Annotated in this window: 24 protein-coding genes; 4 read left to right on the top strand and 20 right to left on the bottom strand. The window is 71.2% G+C overall.

Features of this window, described 5'->3' with window-relative positions:
* Window positions 1–11 precede the first annotated feature (11 nt).
* The 8 genes from dapF to AC1U7O_RS10095 form a co-directional block, all read right to left on the bottom strand.
* A complete protein-coding gene (gene dapF, locus AC1U7O_RS10130) occupies window positions 12–893 on the bottom strand; it encodes a diaminopimelate epimerase (protein WP_479894640.1) in 882 nt (293 codons plus the stop codon).
* Window positions 894–898: 5 nt separating this feature from the next.
* Complete coding sequence (gene lysA, locus AC1U7O_RS10125; RefSeq protein WP_479894638.1) at window positions 899–2,158, bottom strand: diaminopimelate decarboxylase; 1,260 nt, start codon at window positions 2,156–2,158, stop codon at window positions 899–901.
* Complete coding sequence (locus tag AC1U7O_RS10120) at window positions 2,151–4,025, bottom strand: B12-binding domain-containing radical SAM protein (protein WP_479894637.1); 1,875 nt, start codon at window positions 4,023–4,025, stop codon at window positions 2,151–2,153. Before AC1U7O_RS10120 ends, lysA begins: the two co-directional genes overlap by 8 nt.
* A 237-nt stretch (window positions 4,026–4,262) precedes the next feature.
* Window positions 4,263–4,550: a hypothetical protein gene (locus tag AC1U7O_RS10115; protein WP_479894636.1), complete on the bottom strand. Its 288-nt coding sequence runs from the start codon at window positions 4,548–4,550 to the stop codon at window positions 4,263–4,265.
* Window positions 4,547–5,968, bottom strand: coding sequence for an argininosuccinate lyase (gene argH, locus AC1U7O_RS10110; protein ID WP_479894664.1), 1,422 nt, complete (start codon window positions 5,966–5,968; stop codon window positions 4,547–4,549). The genes AC1U7O_RS10115 and argH overlap by 4 nt, the downstream gene beginning before the upstream one ends.
* 51 nt (window positions 5,969–6,019) lie before the next feature.
* Window positions 6,020–7,234 carry an argininosuccinate synthase gene (locus tag AC1U7O_RS10105; protein ID WP_479894635.1) on the bottom strand — a complete coding sequence of 405 codons (1,215 nt, stop codon included), beginning with the start codon at window positions 7,232–7,234 and terminating at the stop codon, window positions 6,020–6,022.
* A gap of 88 nt (window positions 7,235–7,322) precedes the next feature.
* Entirely contained in the window at window positions 7,323–8,375 is a 1,053-nt protein-coding gene (argF, locus tag AC1U7O_RS10100) for an ornithine carbamoyltransferase (RefSeq protein ID WP_479894634.1), read from the bottom strand.
* 23 nt (window positions 8,376–8,398) lie between these two features.
* Window positions 8,399–9,601: an acetylornithine transaminase gene (locus tag AC1U7O_RS10095; RefSeq protein WP_479894633.1), complete on the bottom strand. Its 1,203-nt coding sequence runs from the start codon at window positions 9,599–9,601 to the stop codon at window positions 8,399–8,401.
* 207 nt (window positions 9,602–9,808) lie between these two features.
* Here AC1U7O_RS10095 and AC1U7O_RS10090 point away from each other — a divergent pair, with 207 nt between their 5' ends.
* Complete coding sequence (locus AC1U7O_RS10090; RefSeq protein WP_479894631.1) at window positions 9,809–10,531, top strand: DUF2628 domain-containing protein; 723 nt, start codon at window positions 9,809–9,811, stop codon at window positions 10,529–10,531.
* Between the two features lie 10 nt (window positions 10,532–10,541).
* Here the strand turns inward: AC1U7O_RS10090 and AC1U7O_RS10085 are convergent, their stop codons facing one another.
* Window positions 10,542–11,381 carry a hypothetical protein gene (locus AC1U7O_RS10085; RefSeq protein WP_479894630.1) on the bottom strand — a complete coding sequence of 280 codons (840 nt, stop codon included), beginning with the start codon at window positions 11,379–11,381 and terminating at the stop codon, window positions 10,542–10,544.
* 116 nt (window positions 11,382–11,497) lie between these two features.
* On the opposite strand from AC1U7O_RS10085, the gene AC1U7O_RS10080 reads away from it, so the two are divergent.
* Window positions 11,498–12,103, top strand: coding sequence for a 2,3-bisphosphoglycerate-dependent phosphoglycerate mutase (locus tag AC1U7O_RS10080; protein WP_479894629.1), 606 nt, complete (start codon window positions 11,498–11,500; stop codon window positions 12,101–12,103).
* A 3-nt stretch (window positions 12,104–12,106) separates the two neighbouring features.
* Here AC1U7O_RS10080 and AC1U7O_RS10075 read toward each other — a convergent pair whose 3' ends face one another.
* The 10 genes from AC1U7O_RS10075 to pyk all read right to left on the bottom strand — a co-directional run bounded on the left by AC1U7O_RS10075 (window position 12,107) and on the right by pyk (window position 21,656).
* The gene (locus AC1U7O_RS10075) at window positions 12,107–12,721 is read right to left on the bottom strand and encodes a hypothetical protein (protein WP_479894628.1); all 615 of its coding nucleotides are present in this window, start codon (window positions 12,719–12,721) and stop codon (window positions 12,107–12,109) included.
* A gap of 67 nt (window positions 12,722–12,788) precedes the next feature.
* Window positions 12,789–13,748, bottom strand: a complete 960-nt coding sequence (locus tag AC1U7O_RS10070) for a site-2 protease family protein (protein ID WP_479894627.1) — start codon at window positions 13,746–13,748, stop codon at window positions 12,789–12,791.
* Window positions 13,745–14,611, bottom strand: a complete 867-nt coding sequence (locus AC1U7O_RS10065; protein ID WP_479894626.1) for an MBL fold metallo-hydrolase — start codon at window positions 14,609–14,611, stop codon at window positions 13,745–13,747. Before AC1U7O_RS10065 ends, AC1U7O_RS10070 begins: the two co-directional genes overlap by 4 nt.
* Complete coding sequence (locus AC1U7O_RS10060) at window positions 14,608–15,108, bottom strand: macro domain-containing protein (RefSeq protein ID WP_479894625.1); 501 nt, start codon at window positions 15,106–15,108, stop codon at window positions 14,608–14,610. The genes AC1U7O_RS10065 and AC1U7O_RS10060 overlap by 4 nt, the downstream gene beginning before the upstream one ends.
* A 42-nt stretch (window positions 15,109–15,150) precedes the next feature.
* Window positions 15,151–15,495, bottom strand: a complete 345-nt coding sequence (locus AC1U7O_RS10055; protein WP_479894624.1) for a type II toxin-antitoxin system VapC family toxin — start codon at window positions 15,493–15,495, stop codon at window positions 15,151–15,153.
* 436 nt (window positions 15,496–15,931) lie between these two features.
* On the bottom strand, window positions 15,932–17,431 hold the full coding sequence (locus tag AC1U7O_RS10050) for a M16 family metallopeptidase (protein WP_479894622.1): 1,500 nt from the start codon (window positions 17,429–17,431) through the stop codon (window positions 15,932–15,934).
* Entirely contained in the window at window positions 17,428–18,996 is a 1,569-nt protein-coding gene (locus AC1U7O_RS10045) for a M16 family metallopeptidase (protein ID WP_479894621.1), read from the bottom strand. The genes AC1U7O_RS10050 and AC1U7O_RS10045 overlap by 4 nt, the downstream gene beginning before the upstream one ends.
* Entirely contained in the window at window positions 18,993–19,652 is a 660-nt protein-coding gene (locus AC1U7O_RS10040) for an HAD family hydrolase (protein WP_479894620.1), read from the bottom strand. Before AC1U7O_RS10040 ends, AC1U7O_RS10045 begins: the two co-directional genes overlap by 4 nt.
* 5 nt (window positions 19,653–19,657) lie before the next feature.
* A complete protein-coding gene (locus tag AC1U7O_RS10035; RefSeq protein ID WP_479894619.1) occupies window positions 19,658–20,242 on the bottom strand; it encodes a hypothetical protein in 585 nt (194 codons plus the stop codon).
* Window positions 20,229–21,656, bottom strand: coding sequence for a pyruvate kinase (gene pyk, locus AC1U7O_RS10030; RefSeq protein WP_479894618.1), 1,428 nt, complete (start codon window positions 21,654–21,656; stop codon window positions 20,229–20,231). The genes AC1U7O_RS10035 and pyk overlap by 14 nt, the downstream gene beginning before the upstream one ends.
* A 165-nt stretch (window positions 21,657–21,821) precedes the next feature.
* Here pyk and hemL point away from each other — a divergent pair, with 165 nt between their 5' ends.
* Window positions 21,822–23,105 (top strand): glutamate-1-semialdehyde 2,1-aminomutase, encoded by a 1,284-nt coding sequence (gene hemL, locus AC1U7O_RS10025; protein ID WP_479894617.1) that lies wholly within the window; start codon window positions 21,822–21,824, stop codon window positions 23,103–23,105.
* A 45-nt stretch (window positions 23,106–23,150) separates the two neighbouring features.
* Here the strand turns inward: hemL and AC1U7O_RS10020 are convergent, their stop codons facing one another.
* Window positions 23,151–23,381: a hypothetical protein gene (locus AC1U7O_RS10020; RefSeq protein WP_479894615.1), complete on the bottom strand. Its 231-nt coding sequence runs from the start codon at window positions 23,379–23,381 to the stop codon at window positions 23,151–23,153.
* A gap of 634 nt (window positions 23,382–24,015) precedes the next feature.
* Here AC1U7O_RS10020 and AC1U7O_RS10015 point away from each other — a divergent pair.
* Window positions 24,016–24,675, top strand: coding sequence for a thermonuclease family protein (locus AC1U7O_RS10015; protein ID WP_479894614.1), 660 nt, complete (start codon window positions 24,016–24,018; stop codon window positions 24,673–24,675).
* The last annotated feature ends 166 nt before the right edge of the window (window positions 24,676–24,841 follow it).

Raw genomic sequence — 24,841 nt, 5'->3', positions numbered from 1 at the left:
CACGGTTCACGTCATTGCCAGGCCTCCGGCAGGATGCGTCCCTCGTAGACCGCCCGGGCGTCGCCCTGCAGGTAGACGTTCGTGAAGGTCCCGCCGCGGGACTCGAAATGCACGATCAGCTCCAGGCCGCTCTGCGGGATCAGCGTGACGGGCGACTCCACCTTCGCGAGCAGGCTGGCGATCAGGGCCGAGGCGATGGCTCCGGTCCCGCAGGCGAGGGTCTCGTCCTCCACGCCGCGCTCGTAGGTCCTGATCCGGATGCGGTGCGGGTCGAGCACCTTGATGAAATTGACGTTGGTCCCCGCCGGCTGGAACAGCTCGTGGTATCGCGTGGGGCGGCCGAGGCCGACGACATCCACCGTGTCCGGGTCGTCCACCAGGTAGACGCAGTGGGGGACGCCGCTGTCCAGGAAATGGGCCTCGCGCTCCGTCCCGTCGATCGCGACGCGGAGGTGGAGGCGCAGCCCCTTCGGGTCCGGAAAGCGCACCTTGACCGCGGTCGGGTCCTTGGCCGCCCGTCCGTCCCCCGCCGCCACCATCTCCGCCTCGACCAGCCCGGCCAGCGTCTCGAACCGCATCCGGCGCGGCGCGATGCGCTTCAGGTAGGCGAACCGGGCCGCGCAGCGCGCGCCGTTGCCGCTGAACTCCGCCTCGCTCCCGTCTGCGTTGAACAGGCGCCAGCGGAAGTCGGCGCGGCGCGACCGCTCGATGAGGATCAGGCCGTCGCCGCCGACGGACAGGCGGTGGGCGCAGACCTTGGCCGCGAGCGGGCCGGCCCGCTTCGGGTCCACGACCTTCTCGCGGTTGTCGATCAGGATGAAGTCGTTCCCGCTCCCGCTGAGCTTCATGAAGGGGATGGGACGGGCCTTGGGTCGCGTGGGCGTGGACGGCATCGCGCTCACCTGAGAAAGTCCGGAATGGTTTCCCCGCGCAGCAGGTCCTCGTAGGTCTCCCGCGCGCGGATGACGTGGATCTCGCTCCCGTGGACCAGGACCTCCGGGACCCGGGGCCGCGAATTATAGTTCGACGACATGACGAAGCCGTAGGCGCCGGCGCTCATCACGGCCAGCAGGTCGCCGTGGGCGACGGCCGGCATCTCGCGGTCCTTGGCGAGGAAGTCGCCCGACTCGCAGACCGGCCCCACCACGTCCACCGTCGCCGTGTTTCCGCCGGGGGCCTCGCGCACCGGCTTGATCTCGTGGTACGCGCCGTAGAGGCTCGGGCGGATCAGGTCGTTCATCGCCGCGTCCACGATCACGAAGCGCTTGGCCTCGCCCTGCTTCGTGTAGAGCACGCGCGTGAGCAGCACGCCGGCGTTCCCGACGATCACGCGGCCCGGCTCCATGATGAGCACGCACTTGAGGTCGCGGACCAGCGGCGCGACCGCGGTGGCGAGCTCCTCCGGGCGCGGCGGGGTCTCATCCGCGTAGGTGATGCCGAGCCCGCCGCCGATGTTGATGTAGCGGATCGCCGCCCCGTGGCTCTTGAGCTCCTCGACCAGGGCGAGGATCTTCTTGAGCGCGTCCACGAAGGGCGTGACGTCCGTGAGCTGCGAGCCGATGTGCTTGTGCACGCCGACCACCTCGACGTGCTTGAGCGAGGCCGCAAGCTTGTACTCCTCCACCGCCCGGTCGGCGCTGATGCCGAACTTGCTCTTCTTGAGCCCCGTGGAGATATAGGGGTGCGTCTTGGGATCGATGTCGGGGTTGATCCGCAGCGCCACGCGGGCCCGCCGGCCCAGCTCCGCCGCCACCTCGTCGATCGCGCGCAGCTCGGCCGACGACTCGACGTTGAACATGAGGACGTCCGCGGCCAGGGCGGCGCGGAGCTCCTCTCGGCTCTTGCCGACCCCCGCGAAGACGATCTTGGAGGGGGGAATGCCGGCCTTGAGCGCCCGGTACAGCTCGCCGCCGGAGACGATGTCCGCGCCGCTGCCCTCCCGCGCCATCAGCCGCAGGATGGCCAGGTTGGAATTGGCCTTCATCGCGAAGGCGACGATGTGCGGCACGCCCTGGAACGCCCCGTCGAACACCCGGAAGTGGCGCACCAGGGTCGCGTGGCTGTAGAGGTAGCAGGGGGTGCCGACCTCCTTGGCGACGCGGCTCAAGGCCACGTCCTCGCAGTAGAGCTCGCCGTGGCGGTACGCGAAGTCATGCATCTTGCCAGTCCTCTTCCAGCGCCTCCAGTCCGCTCGCGGAGAGTCCCTGCAGCGCGGACGCGAAGGCCTCCTTGAACTTGCGATAGCGCACCCGCACCTGCGGCGCGAGGGCCTTGAGCGGTTCCCGCTCCAGCAGGGTCTGGAGCGCGCCCGGCGTCGCCTGCCGCAGGGGCTCGAAGTTGACGATGATGTCGAGGCGGGCCTTCTCGGCCGCCTGGGTGATCCGTTCCAGCAGCTCGCGCGCGTTCAGGCGGTCGAGCGTCCCCTCCAGGTTGACCAGCAGCGCCGCGGCCCGGTCGTGCCGCTTGGCCGTGACCTTGAGCCACAGCTCCTGGGCGGTCTTCTCGCCGGTCTTGAGGGCGTGCAGGGCGCTCGGGATGAGCTGCTCGGTGTCGAAGGCCGGCAGGTGGGCCTGCAGGTTCTTGAGCACCTTGGCGACGGGCGACAGCCGGCCGGTCGGGCAGGCCCGGCGGACCAGCTTGCGGAACTCGCGGTTCATCTCCAGGCGGGCGATGAAGCGCTGCTGCGTGCCCATCAGCCGCCGCCAAATCGAGGGCCAGGAGTAGAACTGATGGTTGGCCCAGTAGAACCCCTCCTGGAGCTGCTCGGGGGTCATCCGGCTCGGGTAGAAGACCACGTGCTTGCCGTCGTACTTGGCCCAGTCGCGGTCGAAGATGCGGCCGGCCGCGTGGTAGCGGTCGTAGAGGGCGGTGCCGGGCAGCGGGGTGAGCACGTTGAAGTAGGCCAGCTCCACCCGGTTGCGGACGAGAAACTCCACCGCGCGCTCGAACACGGACTCGTCGTCGTTGTCGAAGCCGAAGACGATGCCGGGATTCACCATGATCCCGTGGTCGTGGAACATCTTGATCTCGTCCTCGAACTTCCTGACGCGGTTGAAGGGCTTGTTGGTCTCCTCCAGGCAGTCCTCGTCGAGCGACTCCATGCCGACGAAGACCGACACGCAGCCGCTCTCCGCGGCCAGCTTGACCATCTCCCGGTCGTCGCCGAGGAACAGCGTGGACTGGCAGCCCCACTTGAGCCCCAGCGGCTTCATGGCGGTCCACAGCTCCCGGCAGTAGGCGCGGTTGCTGTTGTGGAGGTCGTCCACGAAGGCGACGATCGAGCCGTCCTCGATCCCCACCCGGATCCGCAACCCGGTGAGGAAGGCCTGCCAGAGCGAGTCGTTCGCCATGCGCTCGACCAGCTCGGCGCGGATCCACTGCTTGACCCGCACGAGCTCCTGGATCACCTCGTGCACGGGCCGGCGGCGCGTCGTCTTGCCGTTGAAGGGCGACACGCTGCAGAACTCGCAGTCGAAGTGGCAGCCGCGGGTCGTGAAGGAGCACTGCCGGGTCATGTAGGCGTCGGGGCTCAGCAGCTCCACGCGCGGGCTCTTGTAGCGCTCCAGCGCGGGGAACTGCTCCATTTTATAGAGCCGCTTCAGCGTCCCGGCCTCGAAATCGGCCACGACCTGCGGCCAGAGGTCCTCGGCCTCTCCGCTCACGACGGCGTCGCAGTGGCGCAGAGCCTCCTCGGGGCAGTAGGTCGGATGCACGCCGCCGAGGACGACGGTCTTGCCGCGCTTGCGGAACTCCGCGGCGATCTCGTAGGCCCGCGGCGCGTAGCAGGTCATGACGGAGAGCCCGACCAGGTCGCAGGGCTGGTCGAAGTCCAGGTCCTGGACCGCCTCGTCCTGGAGCACCACGTGCCAGTGCTCCGGGGTGTAGGCGGCGATGACCGGCAGGCTCAGCTTGGGAAACCAGACGGCCCGGCGCTCGCTCGCCGTCAGGTGATAGGGATTGTTCCGCGGATAGGGATCGACCAGCAACAGGGTGCGCGTCTTTCCCAGGGACTGGATCGGCTGCATCACCATACCTCCTCAACCGGATGCTGAAAACGTCCGCTCGCGACGTTTCCGCGTCGCTCCCGGGCGCAACCTACGAAACGGAAGGGCGCCCCGCCCCCTCGCCGCTGCCGCCTTGCCCGGGACAACGGCGCGCCTCGGTGCGCCCGGGGCGGGTGGGTTCGCCGTCGGCCCTTTGTGAGCATTCGTCGACGTCGAATCCGGAGGCGCCCTCCTCCGACGGCGGAGCCGGTCTCCGCGTCACCGGGTGCCGTCGGGGCGGACCTCCGGCAGAATCTCCCCCTCGTCTTCTTCCGCCTCGGCGGCCGGGGCCGGCTCCGCGGGCGCCGGCATGGGCGCCGGGGCCGGCTCCTTGCGCGCGGCGGCGGCCTTCGCCGCCCTGTCCCGCTCGCGGGCCTGCTGGGCCGCCACGCCGATGCTCTCCGGCGCCACCGGCGAGCCCACCGCGCCGCAGCCGGCCGCCAGGCCCGCGAGCAGCAGCCCCACGAGCGGTAGCCCCACGAGGAGCCTCGCGCGCGAGATCGTCACGCGCCTTGGTCCGCGCGGCGCTCGCGCAGCGCGCGCTCCAGCGCGGTGAGGCGGGCCTCCACGCGCTTGCGCGCCGTCCCGCCGACCTGCGCCTTGCGCTCGACGGCCCCCTCGGCGGTCAGCACGTCCAGCGCGTCCTTCTCGAACCGCTCGGAGCAGGCCCGCAGGTCGGCCAGCGTGAGGTCCGTGAGGTCGCGCCCGCGGTCCAGGCAGGACCGGACCAGCCGGCCGACGACCTCGTGCGCCTCGCGGAAGGGCAGGCCCTTGACGACGAGGTAATCGGCCAGCTCGGTCGCGAGCAGGAAGCCGGAGCGGGCCGCCCGCTGCATCGCCGCCCGCTGCGGCACGAGACCCTCGATCAGCCCGGCGGCCAGGTCTGCGCAGGCGGTCGCCGTGTCGAGCGCGTCGAACAGCGCCTCCTTGTCCTCCTGCAGGTCCCGGTTGTAGCTCAGCGGCAGCCCCTTCATCGTCGTCAGCAGCGCCACGAGATGGCCGTACACGCGGCCCGTCTTCCCGCGGATGAGCTCCGGCACGTCGGGGTTCTTCTTCTGCGGCATCATGCTGCTGCCGGTGCAGAAGGCGTCCGGCAGGTCCACGAACCGGAACTCCTGCGACGCCCAGAGCACCAGCTCCTCGCCGAGCCGCGAGAGGTGCATCATGAGGATCGCGAGCGCCGACAGGGTCTCGATCGCGAAATCCCGGTCCGACACCGCGTCCAGGCTGTTCTGCGTCACGCCGGCGAACCCCAGCAGGCGGGCCGTGTAGGCGCGGTCCACCGGATAGTTCGTGCCGGCGAGCGCGCCGGAGCCGAGGGGGGAGGCGTCCATGCGGACCAGGGCGTCCCGCAGGCGTCCCCGGTCCCGCTCCAGCATCTCGACGTAGGCGAGCAGGTGATGGGCGAACAGGACCGGCATCGCCCGCTGCAGGTGCGTGTAGCCCGGCATGACCAGGTCCAGGTGCGCCCGCGCCTGCTTCACGAAGGCGCGCTCCAGGCGCCGCAGACGGTCGTCCAGCCCACCGAGGGCGTCGCGCAGGTAGAGCCGCAGGTCCAGCGCCACCTGGTCGTTCCGGCTGCGGCCCGTGTGCAGCTTACCGCCGGTCGGGCCGATCAGCTCGGTGAGCCGGCGCTCGACGGCCGTGTGGATGTCCTCGTCCTGGGGAGCGAAGGGAAAGCGGCCCGCGTCCAGCTCGGCCCGCACCGCCTCCAGCCCCTTGACGATCGCCGCGGCCTCCTTCGCGGTCAGCACGCCGGCCCGCTCCAGCGTTTTGCAATGGGCGATGCTGCCCCGGATGTCTTGGGGGTAGAGCCGCCGGTCGAACGCGAGCGAGGACGTGAAGGCCTCCACCGCCCGGTTCGTCCGTTCCCGGAAGCGCCCGCCCCAGAGCTTGCCCGACGCCCGTGAGGCGTGAGGCGCCAGAGGCGGGGGGGACGCCTTCGACGGTCCCTTTGACGAGCCTTGCTTCACGGATTACGCCCTTCGCGGCTTCCGCTGCGTGCGGATCGCCAGCCGCAGCGCGTTCAGCCGGATGAACCCCTCCGCGTCCTTCTGCCGGTAGGCCTCGTCCTCCTCGAAGGTGGCGAGGTCGAGGCGGTAGAGCGAGCGGTCGGAACGCCGCCCCGCCACCGTGCAGCTTCCCTTGTAGAGCTTCACCCGGACCGTGCCGCTCACGTCCTGCTGCGCCTCGTCCATGGCCTTCTGGAGCATCAGGCGCTCCGGGCTGTACCAGTAGCCGTAGTAGACCAGCTCGGCGTAGCGGGGGATCAGGCTGTCGCGCAGGTGGAGGACCTCGCGGTCCATCGTGATGGACTCAAGGCCCCGGTGCGCGGCGTGGAGGATCGTCCCGCCCGGCGTCTCGTAGACCCCCCGCGACTTCATCCCCACGTAGCGGTTCTCGACCAGGTCCACGCGGCCCACGCCGTGCGCGCCGCCCAGCCTGTTCAGGTGCGCGAGCAGCGCGGCCGGCGTCATCCGCTTGCCGTCCACCGCCACGGGGTCGCCCGCCTCGTAGTCGATCTCGACGTACCGCGGCTTGGCCGGCGCCCGCTCGGGCGAGACCGTCATCCGGAAAATCTCCTCCGGCGGCTCCTGCCAGGGGTCCTCCAGGACGCCGCCCTCGTAGCTGATGTGGAAGAGGTTCAAGTCCATGCTGTAGGGCTTCGCCTTCGTCGCCGTCACGGGGATGCCGTGGGTCGAGGCGTACTCGATCAGCTCGCGCCGCGAGCGGAAGGTCCAGTCCCGCCAGGGGGCGATGATCCGGACCCGCGGGGCCAGCGCGAGGTAGGTCAGCTCGAACCGCACCTGGTCGTTGCCCTTGCCCGTCGCGCCGTGGGACACCGCGTCCGCGCCCTCCTTCTCGGCGATCTCGATCTGGCGCTTCGCGATCAGGGGCCGGGCGATGGAGGTCCCGAGCAGGTAGCTGCCCTCGTACACCGCGTTGGCCCGGAGCATCGGGAAGATGTGGTCCTTGACGAAGACCTCGCGCAGGTCCTCGACGTAGACCTTCGACGCGCCGACGGCCAGGGCCTTCCGCTTGATCGCCTTGAGGTCCTCGCCCTGGCCCAGGTCGGCGCAGAACGCGACGACGGCGCAGCCGTAGGTCTCCTTGAGCCACTTCAAGATGACGGAGGTGTCCAGGCCGCCCGAGTAGGCCAGCACGACCTTCTTAATCGCATCGCGCTTCATCATCTCCTTCCACCAACCTTCGACCGGGCGTCTTGCGATGCCGTCGTCAGGGGTAGGGAGGCCCCTTCCTTACCGCACGCCTGGCGCCTCACCCTTCACGCCCCGCGGTTCTCCCCCTCCCTCGTCGTCCCAGCAGCGCGACCAGGATGGCCTTCTGCATGTGCAGGCGGTTCTCGGCCTGGTCCAGGATCGCGGACCGGGGGCCGTCGAGCACGCCGGCGGTGATCTCCTGCCCGCGGTGGGCGGGCAGGCAGTGGAGCACGATCGCGTCGGGCCGCGCCCGCTTGAGCAGCCGCTCGTTCACCTGGTAGGGCGCGAGCGCCTTCAAGCGCCGGGCCTGCTCCCGCTCGCGGCCCATGCTGATCCACACGTCGGTGTAGAGCACGTCCGCGTCCTTGACCGCCACCAGCGGGTCGTCGCCGATCTCGATCGTCGCGCCCGTCCGCTCGGCCTCGGCCCGCGCCAGGTCCACGATCCGCTGGTCCGGCTCGTACCCGCCGGGACAGGCCAGGCAGATCGTCATACCGGTCTTGGCCGCGCCCTCGATCAGCGAGTTCGCCACGTTGTTCCCGTCGCCGACGTAGGCGAGCTTCACGCCCTCAAGCCGCCCCTTCGCCTCCAGGATCGTCAGCAGGTCCGAGAGCGCCTGGCAGGGATGGCTCAGGTCCGTCAACCCGTTGATGACCGGGATCGCGGCCTCGCGCGCCCACTCCTCCACGGTCGCGTGCTCGTAGGTGCGCACGACCAGCCCGTCCAGGTAGCGGGAGAGGACGCGCGCCGTGTCCGCGATGCTCTCGCCGCGGCACATCTGGATGTCCGTGGCCGACAGGAACAGCGACTGCCCGCCGAGCTGGTTCATCCCGGCCTCGAACGAGACGCGGGTCCTCGTCGAGGGTTTCTCGAAGACCAGCCCGAGCGTCGCGCCGCGCAGCGGCCGGTGCTGGACGCCGCGCCGGCGCAGGGCCTTCATCCGCCGGGCCTCGCGCAACAGCCGCAGCACGTCCGCGGGCGGGATCGCCGAAAGGGCCAGGAGGTCCTTGCCCCACGGCGCCGCGGTTGACGCGCCGGCTGCGGCGCGGGACGAGGCGCCGGCTGGGGCGCCGGACGCCCGGCGGCCGGGTCGGGTCGAGGGTCTGGTCATGGTGTGACGCGCTCCACCGCCGGCTAGTGCTTGGTCCCGGGTTTCGCCAGCACCCGGGGCAGCAGCGTCAGCAGGCGGTCGATCTCGGGCTGCGAAACGATCAGCGGCGGGACGAACCGCAGAACCCGGTCCATCGTGCAGTTGATGAGGACCCCGCGCGCCAGGCAGTCCGCCACGACGGGCTTGCCCTCGATCGTCAGCTCCATGCCCTGCAGCAGGCCGAGGCCCCGCACCTCCTTGACGGTCGAGACGCGATCCCGGCAGTCCTGGAGCCCCTTGGCGAGGTACTCGCCCATCTCACGGGCGTGGGCCAGCACCCGGCCCTCGAGCAAGACGCGCAGCACCGCCAGCGCGGCCGTGCAGGCCAGGGGATTGCCGCCGAAGGTCGAGGCGTGGGAGCCGGGCGTGAAGGCCTCGGCCACCCGGTCGGTGGCGAGACAGGCGCCGATGGGGAGCCCCCCGCCGAGCCCCTTCGCGAGCGTCATGATGTCCGGCTGGACGCCGAGCTGCTCGTAGGCCCAGAGGGTGCCGGTCCGGCCCATGCCGGTCTGCACCTCGTCGAAAATGAGCAGGAGGTCCCGCGCGCGGCAGAGCTCGCGCAGCCCGGCGAGATAGGCGCGGTCCGCGACGCGGACGCCGCCCTCGCCCTGCACCGGCTCCAGCAGGACGGCCGCCGTCCGGTCGGTCACGGCCGCCTCGACGGCGCCCAGGTCGTTGAAGGGCACGTAGGTGAAGCCCGCGGGAAGCGGCTCGAACCCCTGCTGGACCTTCTCCTGGCCGGTGGCGGTCAGCGTCGCCAGCGTCCGGCCGTGGAAGGAGTTCCGCATGGTGATGATCTCGTACCGGTCCGGCCCATGGTGCCGGTGCGCGTACGCGCGGGCGAGCTTGATCGCGGCCTCGTTGGCCTCCGCGCCGCTGTTGCCGAAGAACACCTTGTCCGCGAAGGAATGGCGGACGAGCAGCTCGGCGAGCCGCACCTGCGGCTCCGTGTAATAGAGGTTGGAGGCGTGGAGCAGCAGCCGCGCCTGCTTCTGGATCGCCTCGACGACGTCGGGGTGGCCGTACCCGAGGGTATTGACCGCGATGCCCGCGACGAAGTCGAGATATTCCCGCCCTTCCAGGTCGTAGACCTTGCAGCCGCGCCCGCGCACGATGGACACCGGCCACCGGGCGTAGGTGTTCATCAGGTAGCGGCGTGCGTCCCGTTCCAGCTCTTCCGTCGGCATCCCCGAACCCCTTCGCGACAATTGGGGGAACCTAGCACAATGGTCCGGAATAACGCAACGGGTGAGCGGGCGCGGGCGGGCCGTATCTCGTTCACACTATTGAAGAAATCGCGCCAGCTTCCGCTTGAGCCCGCGCGGGGACAAGTGTTATAAGGGTGCGCGGCATGGGGCCGCGCCACGACCGAGACGAGAGCGCCGGACGGACCGATGAAGCCCTGTGCGACCTGCGAGCGTCAGAACCCGGATGAGGCGCGGTTCTGCCTCCAGTGCGGGCAGCCCTTCGTCGGCGCCGCCGCGGACCGGCCGTCCTCGTCGCCGGTGAGCGAGCCGGCCCCGGCGGTCGCGCACCACGGCCCGACGCCGGATGCGCCCGTCGCGCCGCCGTCCATCTGGGAGAAGCCGACGCCGGCCGAGGAAGAGGCGCTCTGGCGCGCGTTCATCGGTCCCCACGCGGACCGCTACCTCGAGCAGTTCAAGAAGTTCACCCGCGGCGGGTCTCCCGCCTTCGCCCTGACCTGGCACTGGCCGGCCTTCCTGGTGGACCCCTTCCTGTGGTTCCTCTACCGCAAGATGTACCTCTACGCGGCGGTCTATGCGGTGGGGCCGGTGGTCTCGGCCTACCTGACGGGGGATCTCACGGTGGGCGTCGTCTGGCGGATCATGGCGGGCGCGAGCGCCAACTACATCTACTACTGGCACGTGCGGGACAAGCTCGCCGATCTCCGGTCGAAGGGCGGCCTCGATCCCGCGAGGCAGGCGGCCATGATCAGGGATCTGGGCGGGGTGCAGGTCTATGTCGTCTGGCTGGGGGTGGCGCTGCACCTCTTCCTGCTCGCGCTCCTGATCGCGGCGGCGTTGCAGGGTCCGCCCGACGGAGGGCCGCCGCTACGCAACCTGCCGCGGCTCGTGCCGGGACGCGAGCTGTCGTGAGGCGGCCGGGCTAGCCGGTCGCGCGCCGGAGCTGCCAGGCGAACCAGGTGCGGAACCACTCGATGTCCTGCTGGTAGGCGGCGCCGGAGGGCTCGGCGGCCGGACCCTTCTGGACGAACTGCGTGTAGGTGCGGGGCCAGTTCTTCTGCCACCAGGACTTCAGCTCGTCCGGGGTGTAGGGCAGGCCGCCGGGCTGGACGATGCCGGCGCACGTCAGCAACTCTGCGACGAGCGGCCAGTAGCGGTCCTTGCCGAGGCCCAGCGCGCGGAAGTGCTCGCGCAGCAGGAAGACGACCCAGAGCTCCGCGCTGTTCTTTTTATTGTGCTTGAACGGCTGCGTCTGGCGGAAGGGGATTGGGTCGAAGTGCTTGATGACCGACGTGTAGTCGGGGCCGCCGTAGCTGCCGGCGACCTCGGCGATCCCCTCCAGCATCCGCGCGAGCTCCACCTCCACCACCGGGGCGACCGGGGGCGAGCCCGCTGGCGGCTCGGCGGCGAAGGGGTTCGGGGCCGTGAGCAGGTCGATCAGCGGCTTGAGCTCGCGCAGTCGCGCGACCGCGCCCTTGAGGATCTGCTCGGATTCGAGCCAGTAGTCCTGGTCGCCCTTGGAGGTTCGCTCCCGGCCGGGCGGCGGCAGGACGGCGGGAAGCCAGTAGCGAAGGAGGACGAAGAGGACGTAGTGCGGATCGGCTCCCAGCCGTGCGACGCGCTCGAGGACGCCGGCGCGGCCCAGCGCGTTCTTGAAGAAGACCTGCCCCCGGTCGGCGACGCCGAGGCGGCGGGCCATCTCCACCCACCAGTGCTCGATCTCCGCCCAGGGCGGGTCCTGCGGCGGGGGCGAGGAGGACATGAGGGCTCCGGGGTTCCCCGCGCGGCGCGCCCGCGCGGGGTTCGAGGCATCGTACCCATCGCCCCGGGCGATTGCAAGCCGCGCAGGGCCCGGCGGCCCGTCGAGGAGACCGCGTGATGGCGAATCTGGTGTTGCTCCGGCACGGACAGTCGCAGTGGAACCTGGAGAACCGCTTCACCGGCTGGGTAGACGTGCCCCTCTCGGCGAAGGGAGAGGAGGAGGCGCGGGAGGCGGGGCGGAAGCTGGCCGGCTACCGGTTCGACCGAGCCTTCACCTCGGTCCTGACGAGGGCCGGCGAGACGCTCCGTATCGTCCTGGAGGTCATCGGTCAGTCCGGCATCCCGATCGAGCGGGACCGGGCGTTGAACGAGCGCATGTACGGCGACCTGCAGGGCCTCGACAAGGCCGAGACGGCGAGGAAGTACGGCGAGCAGCAGGTGAAGATCTGGCGGCGCAGCTATGACGTCCGTCCGCCGGGCGGCGAGAGCCTCAAGGACACGGCCGAGCGCGTGCTGCCCTACTACGAGCGGGCCATCCGGCCGCACCTCCTGGCGGGCCGCCACGTGCTCATCGCGGCCCACGGCAACAGCCTCCGGGCGCTGGTCATGCACCTGGACCGGCTCTCGAAGGAAGAGGTGCTGGAGCTCAACATCCCGACGGGCGTGCCCCTGCTCTACGAGCTCGACGAGCGCGGGGAGGTCCGGAGCCGGCGGTATCTCTGAGCGTCACCCTTCGGTCACGTCCAGGTCCGCGATCAGCTCGCCGATCTCGTCCACGGGAATCACGTCCACCAGCAGGGCGAGCGCCTTGGTCCGGTCCTCCGGCGCGACCGCGCCGACGTCCACGAGCAGCCCGGCCGCTTCGCCGGCGATCATCATCGGCGGCGCCCCCTCCCGCATGATGCGGTCGTAGGCCGCCCGCCGCGCCTCGGCCTCCCGGAAGAACGCCGCCGCATCCTCCTCCCGCTGTCCGAAGCCGGTTCGCCACTCCTGCTCGATGGCGCGGCGCAGTTCCGCCAGGACCGTCGCGCCGGTCGCGGCCTTGAGCGCGAGGTCGAGCGCGGAGCGGACCCAGAACAGGCTCAGGGCCAACGCCTCCCGGGTGACCCGTCGGGCCTGCTCCGGCGAGAGCTGGAGGCCGTAATCCTCCAACGTCGCGGGCGTGAAGGCGCGGGGGATCTGCGTCAGGATGGTCCGGGCGGCGTCGGCGGGCGTCATGGTCGGCGAGGCAGGATAGCGCAGGAGGGCGGGGGCTGACAATCCCGGCCGGGCCGCGGGGTTCCACGCGATGGCGTGCCCGGCGCCGTTGGCGAGCACGATGGCGTCCCGGGCGGACTGCACGCGGGATTGGAACCGCCGTTCGGACTCATGGCGGCCGCGACCAGGGGGCGCGTCCCGCCCGCGCCGGTCAGTGGACGGAGAAGGGGATGGGGGCGAACGTGAGGATAAAGATGGCCAGGGCGCCCCAGCCGATCCAGATCCTGGTCCGGCCGAGCGCCGCCTCCGGGTCGAGGACGGGGGGGTGGGCGATGCCCATGAGCGCGCCCAGACTGGCCCAGAGGTACCAGCCGGGCCAGCCGACGTAGCCGAGCACCAGCAGGATCGGCAGGATCGCCAGCGCGAGCGAGCGCTGGCGCGAGCCGAGCAGCGCGCAGGCGACGTGGCCGCCGTCGAGCTGCCCGATCGGGATCAGGTTCAGCGAGGTGACGAAGAGGCCGAACCAGGCCGCGAAGCCGACGGGATGGAGGAGGACGTCGTAGCCCTCGGGCACCGGCCCCACGACGAGCCAGGCCACGAACTGGAGCAGCAGCGGCTCGCCGAGGTGGAGGCCGTAGGACGCGTCGTTCGTGACGACCCGCGAGAGGCGGAGCCCGATGACCAGGGCCGCCAGCGCCACCGCGAACCCCGCCAGCGGGCCGGCCACGCCGATGTCGAAGAGCGCCTTGCGGCTGAGAATCGGGCCGCGCATCCGGATGATCGCGCCGAACGTGCCGATGAACTGGGGCGGGCCGGGGATGAACAGGGGCAGCGACGCGGGCACCCCATGGACGCGGGAGAGCACATAGTGGCCCAGCTCGTGGGTGACCAGGATCGCCAGCAGCGTGGCCGAAAACGGCAGGCCACGGATGAGCCGTCGGGGATCGCCGAGGAGAAAATCGAGCGGCCCGAGCCGCGGATCGGTGTTTGTCGCGTAGGCGCCGGCCCAGAGCGTCGTGAAGACGGTCGCGAGGAACAGCCCGAGCGGCAAGGCCAGTCCGGGCGGGGCCGGGGGCGCCACCTCTTCCGGGGCCGCGGCCGGCTGGTCGAGGTCCGGGAGCGGGTCACCGGCCGTGACGGACCGGTCCGGTGTATCCGGCGTCTCGCTCATGGGCTCGCCGCGAAGGGATTGTGCGCCGCCTCCGCCTCCACCGTCGTCGCCGGCCCGTGGCCGGGGAGCAGCACCGTCCGGGGGGGCAGCCGCAGCAATCGCTCGCGGACGCTGCGCAGGTGCGTCGGATAGAGCGCGAAGGGATTCGCGCGACCGACCGAGCCGGCGAACAGCGTGTCCCCGACGAAGCAGCAGGCCGTCCCGTCCGCCTCGACCAGGTAGCAGAGGCCGCCCGGCGTGTGGCCGGGCGTGATCAGGCAGCGCAGGGTCAGCCGTCCGACGGCGATCGTCAGCCCGTCGTCGCCGGCGGTCAGCAGATGAACCAGCGCGCGCGGCGGAGACGCCGGCATCAGGTCGAGGTCTTCCTCTCCGAGATAGACGGGCACGCGCCACTGCGCGAGGATCCGGTCCAGCCCCCCCGCGTGGTCCGCGTGGCCGTGCGTGAGGCAGATCCCGGCGAGGCGGAGCCCCCGGCTCGACAGCCGCTCCAGCATCGCCGGGGCGTTGGCGGCCGTGTCGATCAGCACCGCGTCTCCGCCCTCGTGCAGCACGTAGCCCTTGACCTCGTAGCCGCCGATGTCGCCGCGGACCGTCTCCACGCCGCCGGAGCCGACCGGCAGCGAGGGCGGGACCGGCGGCGGCGTCCAGGCGCCGGCCGCGATCTCGGCCAGCGGCGCGGCCCGGAGCCCCAGCGCGGCCGCCACCGCCGCCGCCTCCTCGCGGGTGGGCGGCCGCCCGCCTCGTTCGAGCCGCGCGAGCGCGTCCGTCGAAATCCCGCTCGCGCCCGCCACCTGCTCGACGGACAGCCCCTGTCCCATCCGGGCCTTCTTGATGATGTCGCAGAAGTCGTCTTCCAGGGTCACGGCAGGGCCTCCTGCCAGGCGCGCACCATGGCCTGGTCCACGTCCACGAGGACGACCGACCGGAGCGAGGCGGCGTCGAACGCCGCGATCGCCTCGACCATGGCCGCCGCCGCCGCGGCGGGCGCCACGCCGCCGACCCCCGTGCCCATCCCCGGCAGCGCCACCGAGGCGAACCCCCGTTCGTCCGCGAGCGCCAGCGCCGCGCGCGTCGCCTGCCCCACGTTTCCGACGGGAATCCGCATGGCCGGCCGCGCCATCGTCGGCGCGTGGATGATGCCCCGGAACTTCGTCCGTCCTCCGGAGGTCAGGACGGCCCGACCCACGGGGATCGGCGCCTGCCGCCGCGCCTCCTCTTCCACCGCGGCTCCCGCCGCGCGCTTGATCACCCCGGCCACGCCCCCGCCCATGATCCCCAGGCTGTTCGCCGCGTTGACGATCGCCTCGGCCTCGACCTCCAGGATGCTGCCGTGGACGACGGTGATGCGGGGCCGTTCCATGCTCATCGCGTCCTGTCGAGGAAGGACGTGGACCGGGACAGTCTAGCGTGATTCCGCGTCGCTTGTCAGCCAGCTCTCAAGGCGCAACTCGGGGATGTTCTCGCGATCCCCCGTGTTGTGCGTGACCAGCCCGGCGGCATGGGCGAGGGCCATCGCAGCGATCCAGGCATCGGTCTTACCCGTGGGCTTGCCGCGCCTGCGAAGGCCGGCCTTCAGTTCGCCGAAGCGACGGGCTGTAGCGAGGTCGAAGGTGAGAATCGGGACGAGCCTCCACGATTGTTCCAGTTTGGCGAGATGTTCCTCAACTCGGCAAGACGCAGGGGCACCAGAGTACAACTCGGCGGCGACGAGAGCGGGGATGGTACTTTCAGCCCGGTGAGTAGCCATGCGTTGAGCGACCTGGGCATGGCCGTGGAGCTAGGCGACGACGACGTTGGTATCCAGGAGGAGCAATCGATCCGGACCTCGCGCTCACTCTGACGGTGCCGCTCGCGGCCGATCGCTTCACAGACATCCGGAATCGAAGGGTCATCGTTCCAGGCCCCACACATCGCAAGAGCCCCCTCGCGCCGCTCCTCGTCGGACAGCGGCAGCGGTTCCACAGTCAGCAGCACCTGAGTCCCATCGGGCAGCGCGAGGCGCTCGTGGAGCTCGATGGCTTTCCCGTGAACCGTGCCGTGGATCGGGTCCGCCATGGTCGTCCTGTCGATCGGGTTCTCCGAACGCCGTGCCACCTCGTATCGCGATCGGCCGAATCGATAACTATGGCGGAACGGTCGCTCCGACGAAGCGCGGCAGGGAGAGCCCTGCCACAGCCCTCCCCCTACCCCTCCGGCGACAGGGCGATCTCCTTCACCTCGCCGAAGCCGGCCAGGGCGCGGGGCAGGCTGTCGGCCGGGCCGACGGCGAGGATCTTGAGCCGCTCGGGATGGAGGTGCGCGCGGGCGGCGCGGAGCAGGTCCTCCTTGGTCAGCTTCACGACGCGGTCGCGCAGCCGCTGGAGGAAGTCTTTCGGGAGCCCGTCGTACTCCAGGCCGATCAGGCGGTTGACGATCGCCGAGGGGCTGCTGAACGAGAAGACGAACGAGTTGACGAAGGCCTCCTTGGCCTCCGCGAGCTCCGCGTCGCTCACCGGCTCCTCGCGCAGCCGCTGCACGTTGGCGAGCAGGCGGCGGATGACCTCCTCCGTCGAGGCGAGCTTCGTCTCGGCGCGCATGAGCCAGACGCCCGGCTCCCGCGTGCCGGGCCGCAGCGTGCTCCCGACCGAGTAGGCGAGGCCTCGGCGCGTCCGCACGTCCTGGAACAGCCGGCTGCGGAAGGAGCCGGCCCCCAGGATGTCGTTCAGGATCGCGAGCGCCGGATAGTCCGGGTCGTCTTCCTTCAGCGACAGGTGGCCGACACGCAGGTGGGTCTGCTGCGTGTCCTTGCCGATGTAACGGACGCCGGCCGCCTCGGCCGCCTCGACCGGCGGGATCGCGATCGGCGGCACCTCGCCCTTCGGCCAGGAGCCGAAGACCTCGCGCAGCGCGGCCAGCATCGCGTCCCGTTCGAAGTCGCCCGTCACGCCGAGGATGATCCCGTTGGGATGGACGGTGCGGCGGTGGAAGGCGACGAGGTCGTCGCGCGCGATCCGGGAGATGGACTCGACCGTGCTCTCGCGCGCCCACGGGTGGGTCGGCCCGTAGAGCAGCTTGGCGAACTCGCGTCCCGCGATGGAGCCGGGATGGTCCTGCCGGCGGCGGATGCCCTCGATGGTCTGCAGCTTGGCCAGCTCCAGGCGCGCCGGGTCGAACGCGGGGGTCATGAGCACGTCGGCGAAGATCCGCAGCCCGCGGTCCAGGTCCTTCTTGAGCACGTCCAGCGAGGCGCTCCCCGAGTCCGTGCCGATGCCGACGGACAGTCCGGCGGCCAAGCGCTCCAGCTCCTCGTCCACCTCCTCGGCGGACATCCGGGCGGTTCCGCCGGTCTGCATCACCGCGCCGGTGAGGCCGGCCAGCCCCACCTTGTCGAGGGGGTCCAGCCAGGCGCCGGTCTGCAGCGTGGCGGTGATCGTCACCAGCGGCAGCTCGTGGTCCTCCAAGAGATAGACCACCATGCCGTTTGCCAGCACCAGCCGCTCGGGCTCGGGCGGATGGATCTCGACCGGCGCGAACGTCATCGTCCGCGGGTCGAGGTCCGCCGCCGCCGGCGGGGGCGCGAGCCGCCGCTCCTCCGCGCGCGCCGCGTCGGGGCGCGCGCCGGCGCCCAGGCAGACCGCGAGCGCGACAACCAGGCGGAGGAGTCCCGCGACGGAGACCGTCGGCGCCGATCCCCGCCGCCTCATGGCCGCACCGCCTTCGTGACGGAGGGGCCCGGCGCCGCCGCGGAGGGCTTGACGAGCGTCGCGACGGTCCGGTTCGACTTCCTGAAGTAGGTCGCGGCGACCCGTTGGATGTCGGCGGGGGTGACGGCGGCGATCCGGTCCCGCGCCTTGAGCAGGTAGCGCCAGTCCTTTGCGACGACCTGGAAATAGGCGAGCTGCGAGGCCAGCCCGCTGTTCGAGCGCAGCGCGCGCACGAGCGAGGCGTCGAGGTTGTTGAGGACCTTCTCCATCTCCCGGGGCGTGACCGGCTCGACCTTCAGCCGCTCCAGCTCCTCGTAGACCGCGGCCTCCACCTCCGTCGTCGTGTGGGGCGCGAGCGGCACCGCGCTGATCACGAAAAGGTTCGGCGCGACGGCGCCGGGATAGCCCGAGCTGGTCGCGACGGAGGCGGCAACGCGCTTCTCGCGCACGAGGCGCTTGTAGAGGCGGGAGGTCACGCCCTCGGAGAGGAGGGAATCCAGCACGTCGAACACATAGTCGTCCGGGTGGCCGATGGCCGGCTTGTGGTAGCCGATCAGCAGGGAGGGCTCCGCGTCGAACTCCACCTCGACGCGCCGCTCGCCGCGCTGGGGCGGCTCGACCGTCACGACCGGGGGCGGCGGCGGGGCGGCGGGGATCTTCCCGAAGGTCCGCTCGACGAGGGCGATCACCTCGCGCGGGTCGATGTCGCCCACGATGCCGATCACCGCGTTGTTCGGCCCGTAGTGGGCGCGGAAGAACCGCTCGGTCTCGGCCGGCGTGAGCGCCTGGATGTCCGACGCCCAGCCGATCGTCGGGAACCCGTAGGGATGGGCCTGGAAGGCGGCGGCGGTGAAGGCCTCGTGGAGGAGCCCGGCCGGGCTGTCCTCCGTCCGCAGCCGCCGCTCCTCCATGACGACGGCGCGCTCCTTGAAAAACTCCCGCAGGACCGGGTGCGCCATCCGATCGGACTCGATCGCCGCCCACAGGGGCAGTCGGTTGGCGGGGAGGCTCACCGTGTAGCGCGTCACGTCCTTGCCGGTCGAGGCGTTCAAGCCCACCGCTCCGTGCCGCTGGTAGAGGAGGGCCATCTCGTTGACCACCACGAGCGCGTCGGCGCGCTCCTGGGCTTCCTTCAGCTTGCGGCGCAGGTCCTCCAGCGCCGCGGCGGCGGCGGGGTCGGCCGGCGAGGCCTCGAGCGAGGCGATCCGCGCCTGGAGGCGCTCCACCTCCTCCAGCAGCGGCCGCTCGCGCTCGTAGTCCCTCGTCCCGATGGTGCGCGTCCCCTTGAAGGCCATGTGCTCGTAGAGGTGGGCGACGCCGGTGGCGCCGGTCGCCTCGTGCATCCCGCCCACGCCGAAGGTGAAGTTGATGGAGACGATCGGCGCCTGGTGCCGCTCGACCATCAGCAAGGTCAGGCCGTTGGCCAGCCGGTGCTCGATCACCCGCTCGGCCAGGCCGGGCCGCTCGGTGTGAGGCGGCGGGGCGGCCGCGGCGGGCCACGGCGCGACCGCCGCCGGCCCGACGAGCGCCAGGAAGACGAGCAGCGTCGGCGCGAAGGTCTTCATAGGAACAGCTCCATCAATTCTTCGGGCCGTTCGATGAACCAGTCCGGCCCGCAGGCGGCCATCTTCTCCCGGTTGCCCATGCCGTAGCCCACGGCGCAGACGCGGATGCCCGCGTTGTGGCCGCCCGTGATGTCGTTCGTGCTGTCGCCGATCAGGACCGTTCGGGACGGGTCCGCGTTCAGGGTCTCCATGATCTTGAGCAGCATCCCCGGCTCGGGCTTGAGCCCGTAGCCGTTGTCGCCCCCGACGACGCAGGCGAAGTGGCGCGCGCCCAGGCCCTCCAGGATGCGCCGGGTGTATTCCAACGACTTGTTCGTCGCGACGGCCTGCTGCTTGTGCGAGAAGTGCGCGAGCACGGTCTCGACGCCGGGGTAGAAGCGGGTGCGGTCGAGGCAGTGGGCGAGGTAATGGCCGCGGAAGACCCGCAGCGCCTCCTCGTACCGGGCCTGGTTCTCCTCGCCCACGGAAAGGCGCAGCAGCCGTTTCACGCCGTCGCCGACGAAGCCGAAGATTTCCTCCTGGCTCCGCTCCGGCAGGCCCAACTCGGCGAGCGTCAGGTTCACCGCCGTGGCGATGTCCCACTTGGATTCGATCAGCGTCCCGTCCAGGTCGAAGATCAGCAGCTCGACGGGCCATCGGGCGGAGGTTCGCGGCATCGGCGTCACGGCCCGGCCCGCTTGAGGTCCCCCAGCAGCGCGGCCAGGGCGTCGCGGTCCGCCTGCTCCGTCGCGTCGAGCTGGGCCTGCCGGACGTAATTGATGAGGCGCGGCCGGCCGACGTGCGGCGGCACCTGGGGCTCGAGGATGCGCCAGCGGTCGTGCACCGCGGCGACCCGTACCCGCACCTCCTCGGTGCGCGGCTCCGGGATGAAGGCGGCCGTGTTCCAGTACATGCGGCCGAGCACCTTGAACCGGACGGGGATCACGACGTCGAGCGGGCCCAGGATCTCCCACATCGCGCTCTCGTCCAGGACGAGGAAGTCCTGGATCACCACGACGTAGCCCCAGGCGGGTTCCTCCTTCCAGCGCGTGTAGGGCTTGAGCGCCGTGCGGCTCAGCGACTCCAGCCGGGCGCCCTTCATGTCCAGGTCGAAGTACTTCTTGACGATGTCGGCCGGGTCCTTGGTCAGGTCGCCGGTGATGGCGAGGCCGTCGGCGCCGGCCAGGCCGGCCGCCAGCGCGAGGCCGAGCAGCGCGGCCGCGACCCGGCGCCGCGCGCCGGTCTTCCGGAGGTCAGGCGACCGCATGGAGCTTGAGCAACGTCGTGCCCCCCGGGTGGGACGCCTGCGCGCCCGTCACGATCACGAGCCGGTCGCCGCGCGCCGCCAGGCCCTCGGCCGTGAGCCGCCGCTCCGCCTCGCGCACGCGCTCGTCGGTCTGGGCGATCGGCGGCATCGTCAGCGGGCGCACGCCCCAGTAGAGGGCCATGCGGCGGCGGACCGGCTCGAAGGGGGTGAAGGCGATGATCGGCGCGGCGGGCCGGTGCTTGCCGATCAGCCGGGCCGTCGTGCCCGATTCGCTGAACGCCACGATCGCCGTCGCCCCGACCATGCCCGCGACGGAGGGGGCGGCCGCGCAGATCGCCTCCTGGAACGACAGGGGGCCGCGCTCCGGCTGCCGGAGCCGGACGACGCCCGGCTCCGCGCCGCGCTCCGCCTCCCGCACGATCCGGTCCATCACCTGGACGGCCTCGACGGGGAAGCGGCCGGAGGCGGTCTCGGCGGAGAGCATCACGGCATCGGTCCCGTCGAACACCGCGTTTGCCACGTCGGAGGCCTCGGCGCGCGTGGGCCGCGCCTGCTGCGTCATGGACTCCAGCATCTGGGTGGCGGTGATGACCAGCCGGCGCCGGCGGTTGGCCGCCGCGATGATCCGCTTCTGGAGCACCGGCACCTCCTCCGGACTCAGCTCGACGCCCAGGTCGCCCCGCGCGATCATCACGCCGTCCGCCTCGTCCAGCAGGGCCTCCAGGCAGGCCAGGGCCTCCGGCCGCTCGATCTTGGCGATGACCGGCTGGTCGCCGCCAAAGTCGGCGATCAGCCGCTTGGCCGCCGCCACGTCCTCCGGGCTCCGGACGAACGAGAGGGCGAGGTAATCCACCCCCTGGGCCACGCCGAAGCGGAGGTCGTCCCGGTCCTTGTCCGTGAGCGTCAGCTCGCTGATGCGCGTGCCCGGCAGGTTGAGGCCCTTGTGCGACGTGACCCGTCCGCCGCGGACCACCAGGCACTCGACCGCGCCGTCCGCGATCCGCTCGGCGACCAGCTCGATCAGCCCGTCGTCGATGAGGACGCGGGCGCCGGGCGCCAGGTCCTCCGCGAGGCGCGCGTAGCCCACCGGCAGGTCGCCGGGGCCGGCCGGCGCGGCGCCGGGTCCCGCGTCGGGGCGCAATCGCACCCGCTGGTCGGGTCGCAGCTCGACCCCGGCGGGCGGCAGGGCGCCCAGCCGGATGCGCGGGCCCTGCAGATCCTGGATGATCGCGACCGCCGTGTCCCGCCGTCCGGCCGCCTCGCGGATTGCCTTGACGGTCCGGCCGTGCCAGTCGCGCGAGCCGTGCGAGAAGTTCAGCCGCGCCGCGTCCATGCCGCTCGCGATGAGCCGGTCCAGCATCTCCAGCGAGCCGGAGGCCGGGCCGATCGTACAGATAATTTTGGCCTTGCGCATGGGCGGTGACGCGCGATGGGCGGTGGCCCGTCGCGCCTGGGGCAATCTATCACAGTTGGCGGGGCGGCGGGCAAGGCGGGGCGGGTCGCCGGTCCCCGCCGCGCGGTTGACCGCGCCGAGCGGCCCATGCTAGGGTCCGCCGCGTTTTTTGAGGGGGATGAGGGGATGAAGACACGGAATTCCGAGCGGCTCTTCGTCGAGGCCCAGCACTACATCCCGGGCGGCGTGAACAGTCCCGTGCGCGCCTTCCGGTCCGTGGGCGGCCGGCCGCTGTTCATCGCGCGCGCCAAGGGGTCGCGCCTGATCGACGCGGACGGCAACCGGTTCATCGACTACGTGCTCTCCTGGGGGCCGATGATCCTCGGCCACGCGCCGGGGCCGGTCGTCCAGGCCGTCGCCCGCGCCGCCGCGCGGGGCACGAGCTACGGCGCGCCGACGGCGCTGGAAGTGCGGTTGGCGAAGATGATCGCGGAGGCCCTGCCCTCGATGGCGCTCGTGCGGCTCGTCAGCTCGGGGACCGAGGCGGTCATGAGCGCGGTCCGCGCGGCGCGCGCCTTCACGAAGCGCGACGCGATCATCAAGTTCGAGGGCTGCTACCACGGGCACAGCGACTACCTGCTCGCCAAGGCCGGCTCGGGCCTCGCCACGTTGGGCCTCCCCGACTGCCCCGGCGTCCCGGCGGACTTCACCCGCCACACGCTCACCGCGCCCTACAACGACATCCGGACCGTGCAGAAGCTGCTGGAGACCCATCGCGGCAAGGTGGCCTGCGTCATCGTCGAGCCCGTCGCCGGCAACATGGGCGTCGTCCCGCCGTCCCCCGACTTCCTGCCCGCCCTGCGCGAGCTGACGCGGGCGCACGACAGCCTGCTGATCTTCGACGAGGTGATCACCGGCTTCCGCGTCGGCTACGGCGGCGCGCAGGGGCGCTACGGCGTGACGCCGGACCTGACCTGCCTGGGCAAGATCATCGGCGGCGGGCTGCCGGTCGGGGCCTACGGCGGGCGGCGGGACATCATGGGGCTGATCGCGCCGGCCGGGCCCGTCTACCAGGCGGGCACGCTCTCGGGCAATCCGCTCGCGGTGACGGCGGGGATCGAAACGCTCACGCGGCTCAAGCGGCGGGGCGTCTACGAGCAACTGGAGCAGCGGGCGGCGGCCCTGGCGGAGGGCCTGGGCGAGGCGGCGAGACGGGCGGGCGTGCCGCTGACGCAGCGGCGGGTGGGCTCGATGCTGACGGGCTTCTTCACCAGGGGGCCGGTCGTGGACTTCGCGACCGCCAAGCAGTCCGACACCCGGGCCTACGCGACGTTCTTCCGCGCGATGCTCGCGAAGGGGGTGTACCTGGCCCCCTCGCAGTTCGAGGCGGCCTTCCTCTCGACCGCCCACAGCGCGGCGGACATCGAACAGACGATCAAGGCCGCCCGGGCGGCGTTCAAGAGCCTGTAGTCCGTATCCGGAGAGAGACGGGAGGCTCCGGGAGGATACAGGCCGTTACTCGTCGTCGTCCTCGTCGGCCTCCAGCGCTTCCTGCCGGCGCTGCTCCTCCATCGCGTTGTGGAGCAGCATCCGGATGAACATCGAATAGAGCGAGCCCTTCTCCAGCGTCCCGCCGGGCGGGATCGCGATCTTGCCTTCCTTGATCATCCGATCGAGCCATTCCTTCTGATCCGGCGCGATCAAGATCGGGATCTCGACCAGCCCCACCTTGCCGAACATGTCCATGGCGAAACCCCCCTTGCCGACATCGCAAAAGGCCGCGAACCAGCGGCCATTTCAGCACGCGCCTTTCGGCGTTGTCAACCGGACGATCCCTGGCCCCCAGCGGGTCGCCCGAGCCGTCGGCGTGGCATGCAATATGCTCGCGTCGCCGGCGCGCGGGCAGGATTTTCCACCTTGACTTCGCTCCGGGCCGGGCGCATCGTAAGACCGTTTTCACGGGCGTTGAAGGGGGGTGATGGAGCCAGCCATGACGCCACCGGACAAGGGTGGCCCGCTCCCGTGAGCCGATGAGGATGACTCTGGACGGATCCGGAGTGGAACCGAAGGCGCGCATCTGACGCTCGGTGCCAGTAGGCACGACCGAACAAGGCCAAGGCCTTCCAACAGATGCGGGGCGCCGGCACGACGCGGCGTCCGGTTCTCTCCACCCACGATGCCGTCCGGCCCGTCCTCGACACGGGAGCGGGCCTCTTTTTTGTCCACCGCCCGGCCCCCGCGCCTCCTCCCGCACAGGTGCCCCTTCCCGATCAGACCGAACCCGCGCACGGCTCTTGCAGGACCCGCGGTATGCGCTCCGGCGTTGCCGGAGGCTCCGGGTCTCCACGGAGTCCGGGCTCACCAGAGACGGGAGGTCGCCATGCGTCCCCTCATCCGTTTCTTCGCTCCGATGCTCATCGCTGCGCTGATCGTCATCGGCACGCCGGCCCTCGGCCACGCGGGCGCCGCCGGGCCCCAGGGAAAGGGCCAGGGCGCCCCGAAGCTCTCGGGCCGACCGGCCGTCGGCAACCCGCCGTCGGGCTCGCGCGCAGCCAGGCGGGCGCGGGCCGCCGTGCCGCGGAGCCGCCACCGCCCCTGCGTCATGCTCACACCGAGCAGCCTCCCCGGTCCCGCGATCCGCAGGCCCTGCTCCACCCTTCGATCCGGCGTGCACCGCTCTCCCTGGACCTTCTTGCGCCGGCACGCCCGCGACTCCAGTCCGAGCTCCCGACTCGATATGCCCCTCGACGACGAGCGGCTTCGCACGCTGGACGCCGCGCGCATCCACGTCATCGACGGCGACACCTTCGCCTACGGCGGCGACCGCATCCGCATCAAGGGTCTGAACGCGCCCGAGCTGCTGGAGCCCGGCGGGTTCGACGCGATGAAGCGGCTGGACGAGCTGCTGCGCGGCGGCCAGGTCGCCATGCTGACCGTGGGCACCGACGCCTACGGCCGGACGCTGGCCGAGGTCTACGTGGACGACGCCAACGTCGCCGAGACGATGAAGGGCGAAGGCCACGTCAAGCCGCGGCGGTGACGGCGCCGCCATGAGGGGCACGCCGAGAAAGGGAAACGGGGTCGGGCGTCTTCTCCGGCTCTTCTGAACCTGAATCCGGCGTGAGAAAGTGATAGCTGATCATTCCACGCAGCCAGGGCACCGCAGAATTCCTGTTCAGGCGGATTGGGCTGAAAGCTACCTAAAA

It is taken from the genome of Candidatus Nitrospira neuquenensis, assembly GCF_979578155.1.
This window is presented reverse-complemented; position numbering and strand designations above follow the sequence as displayed.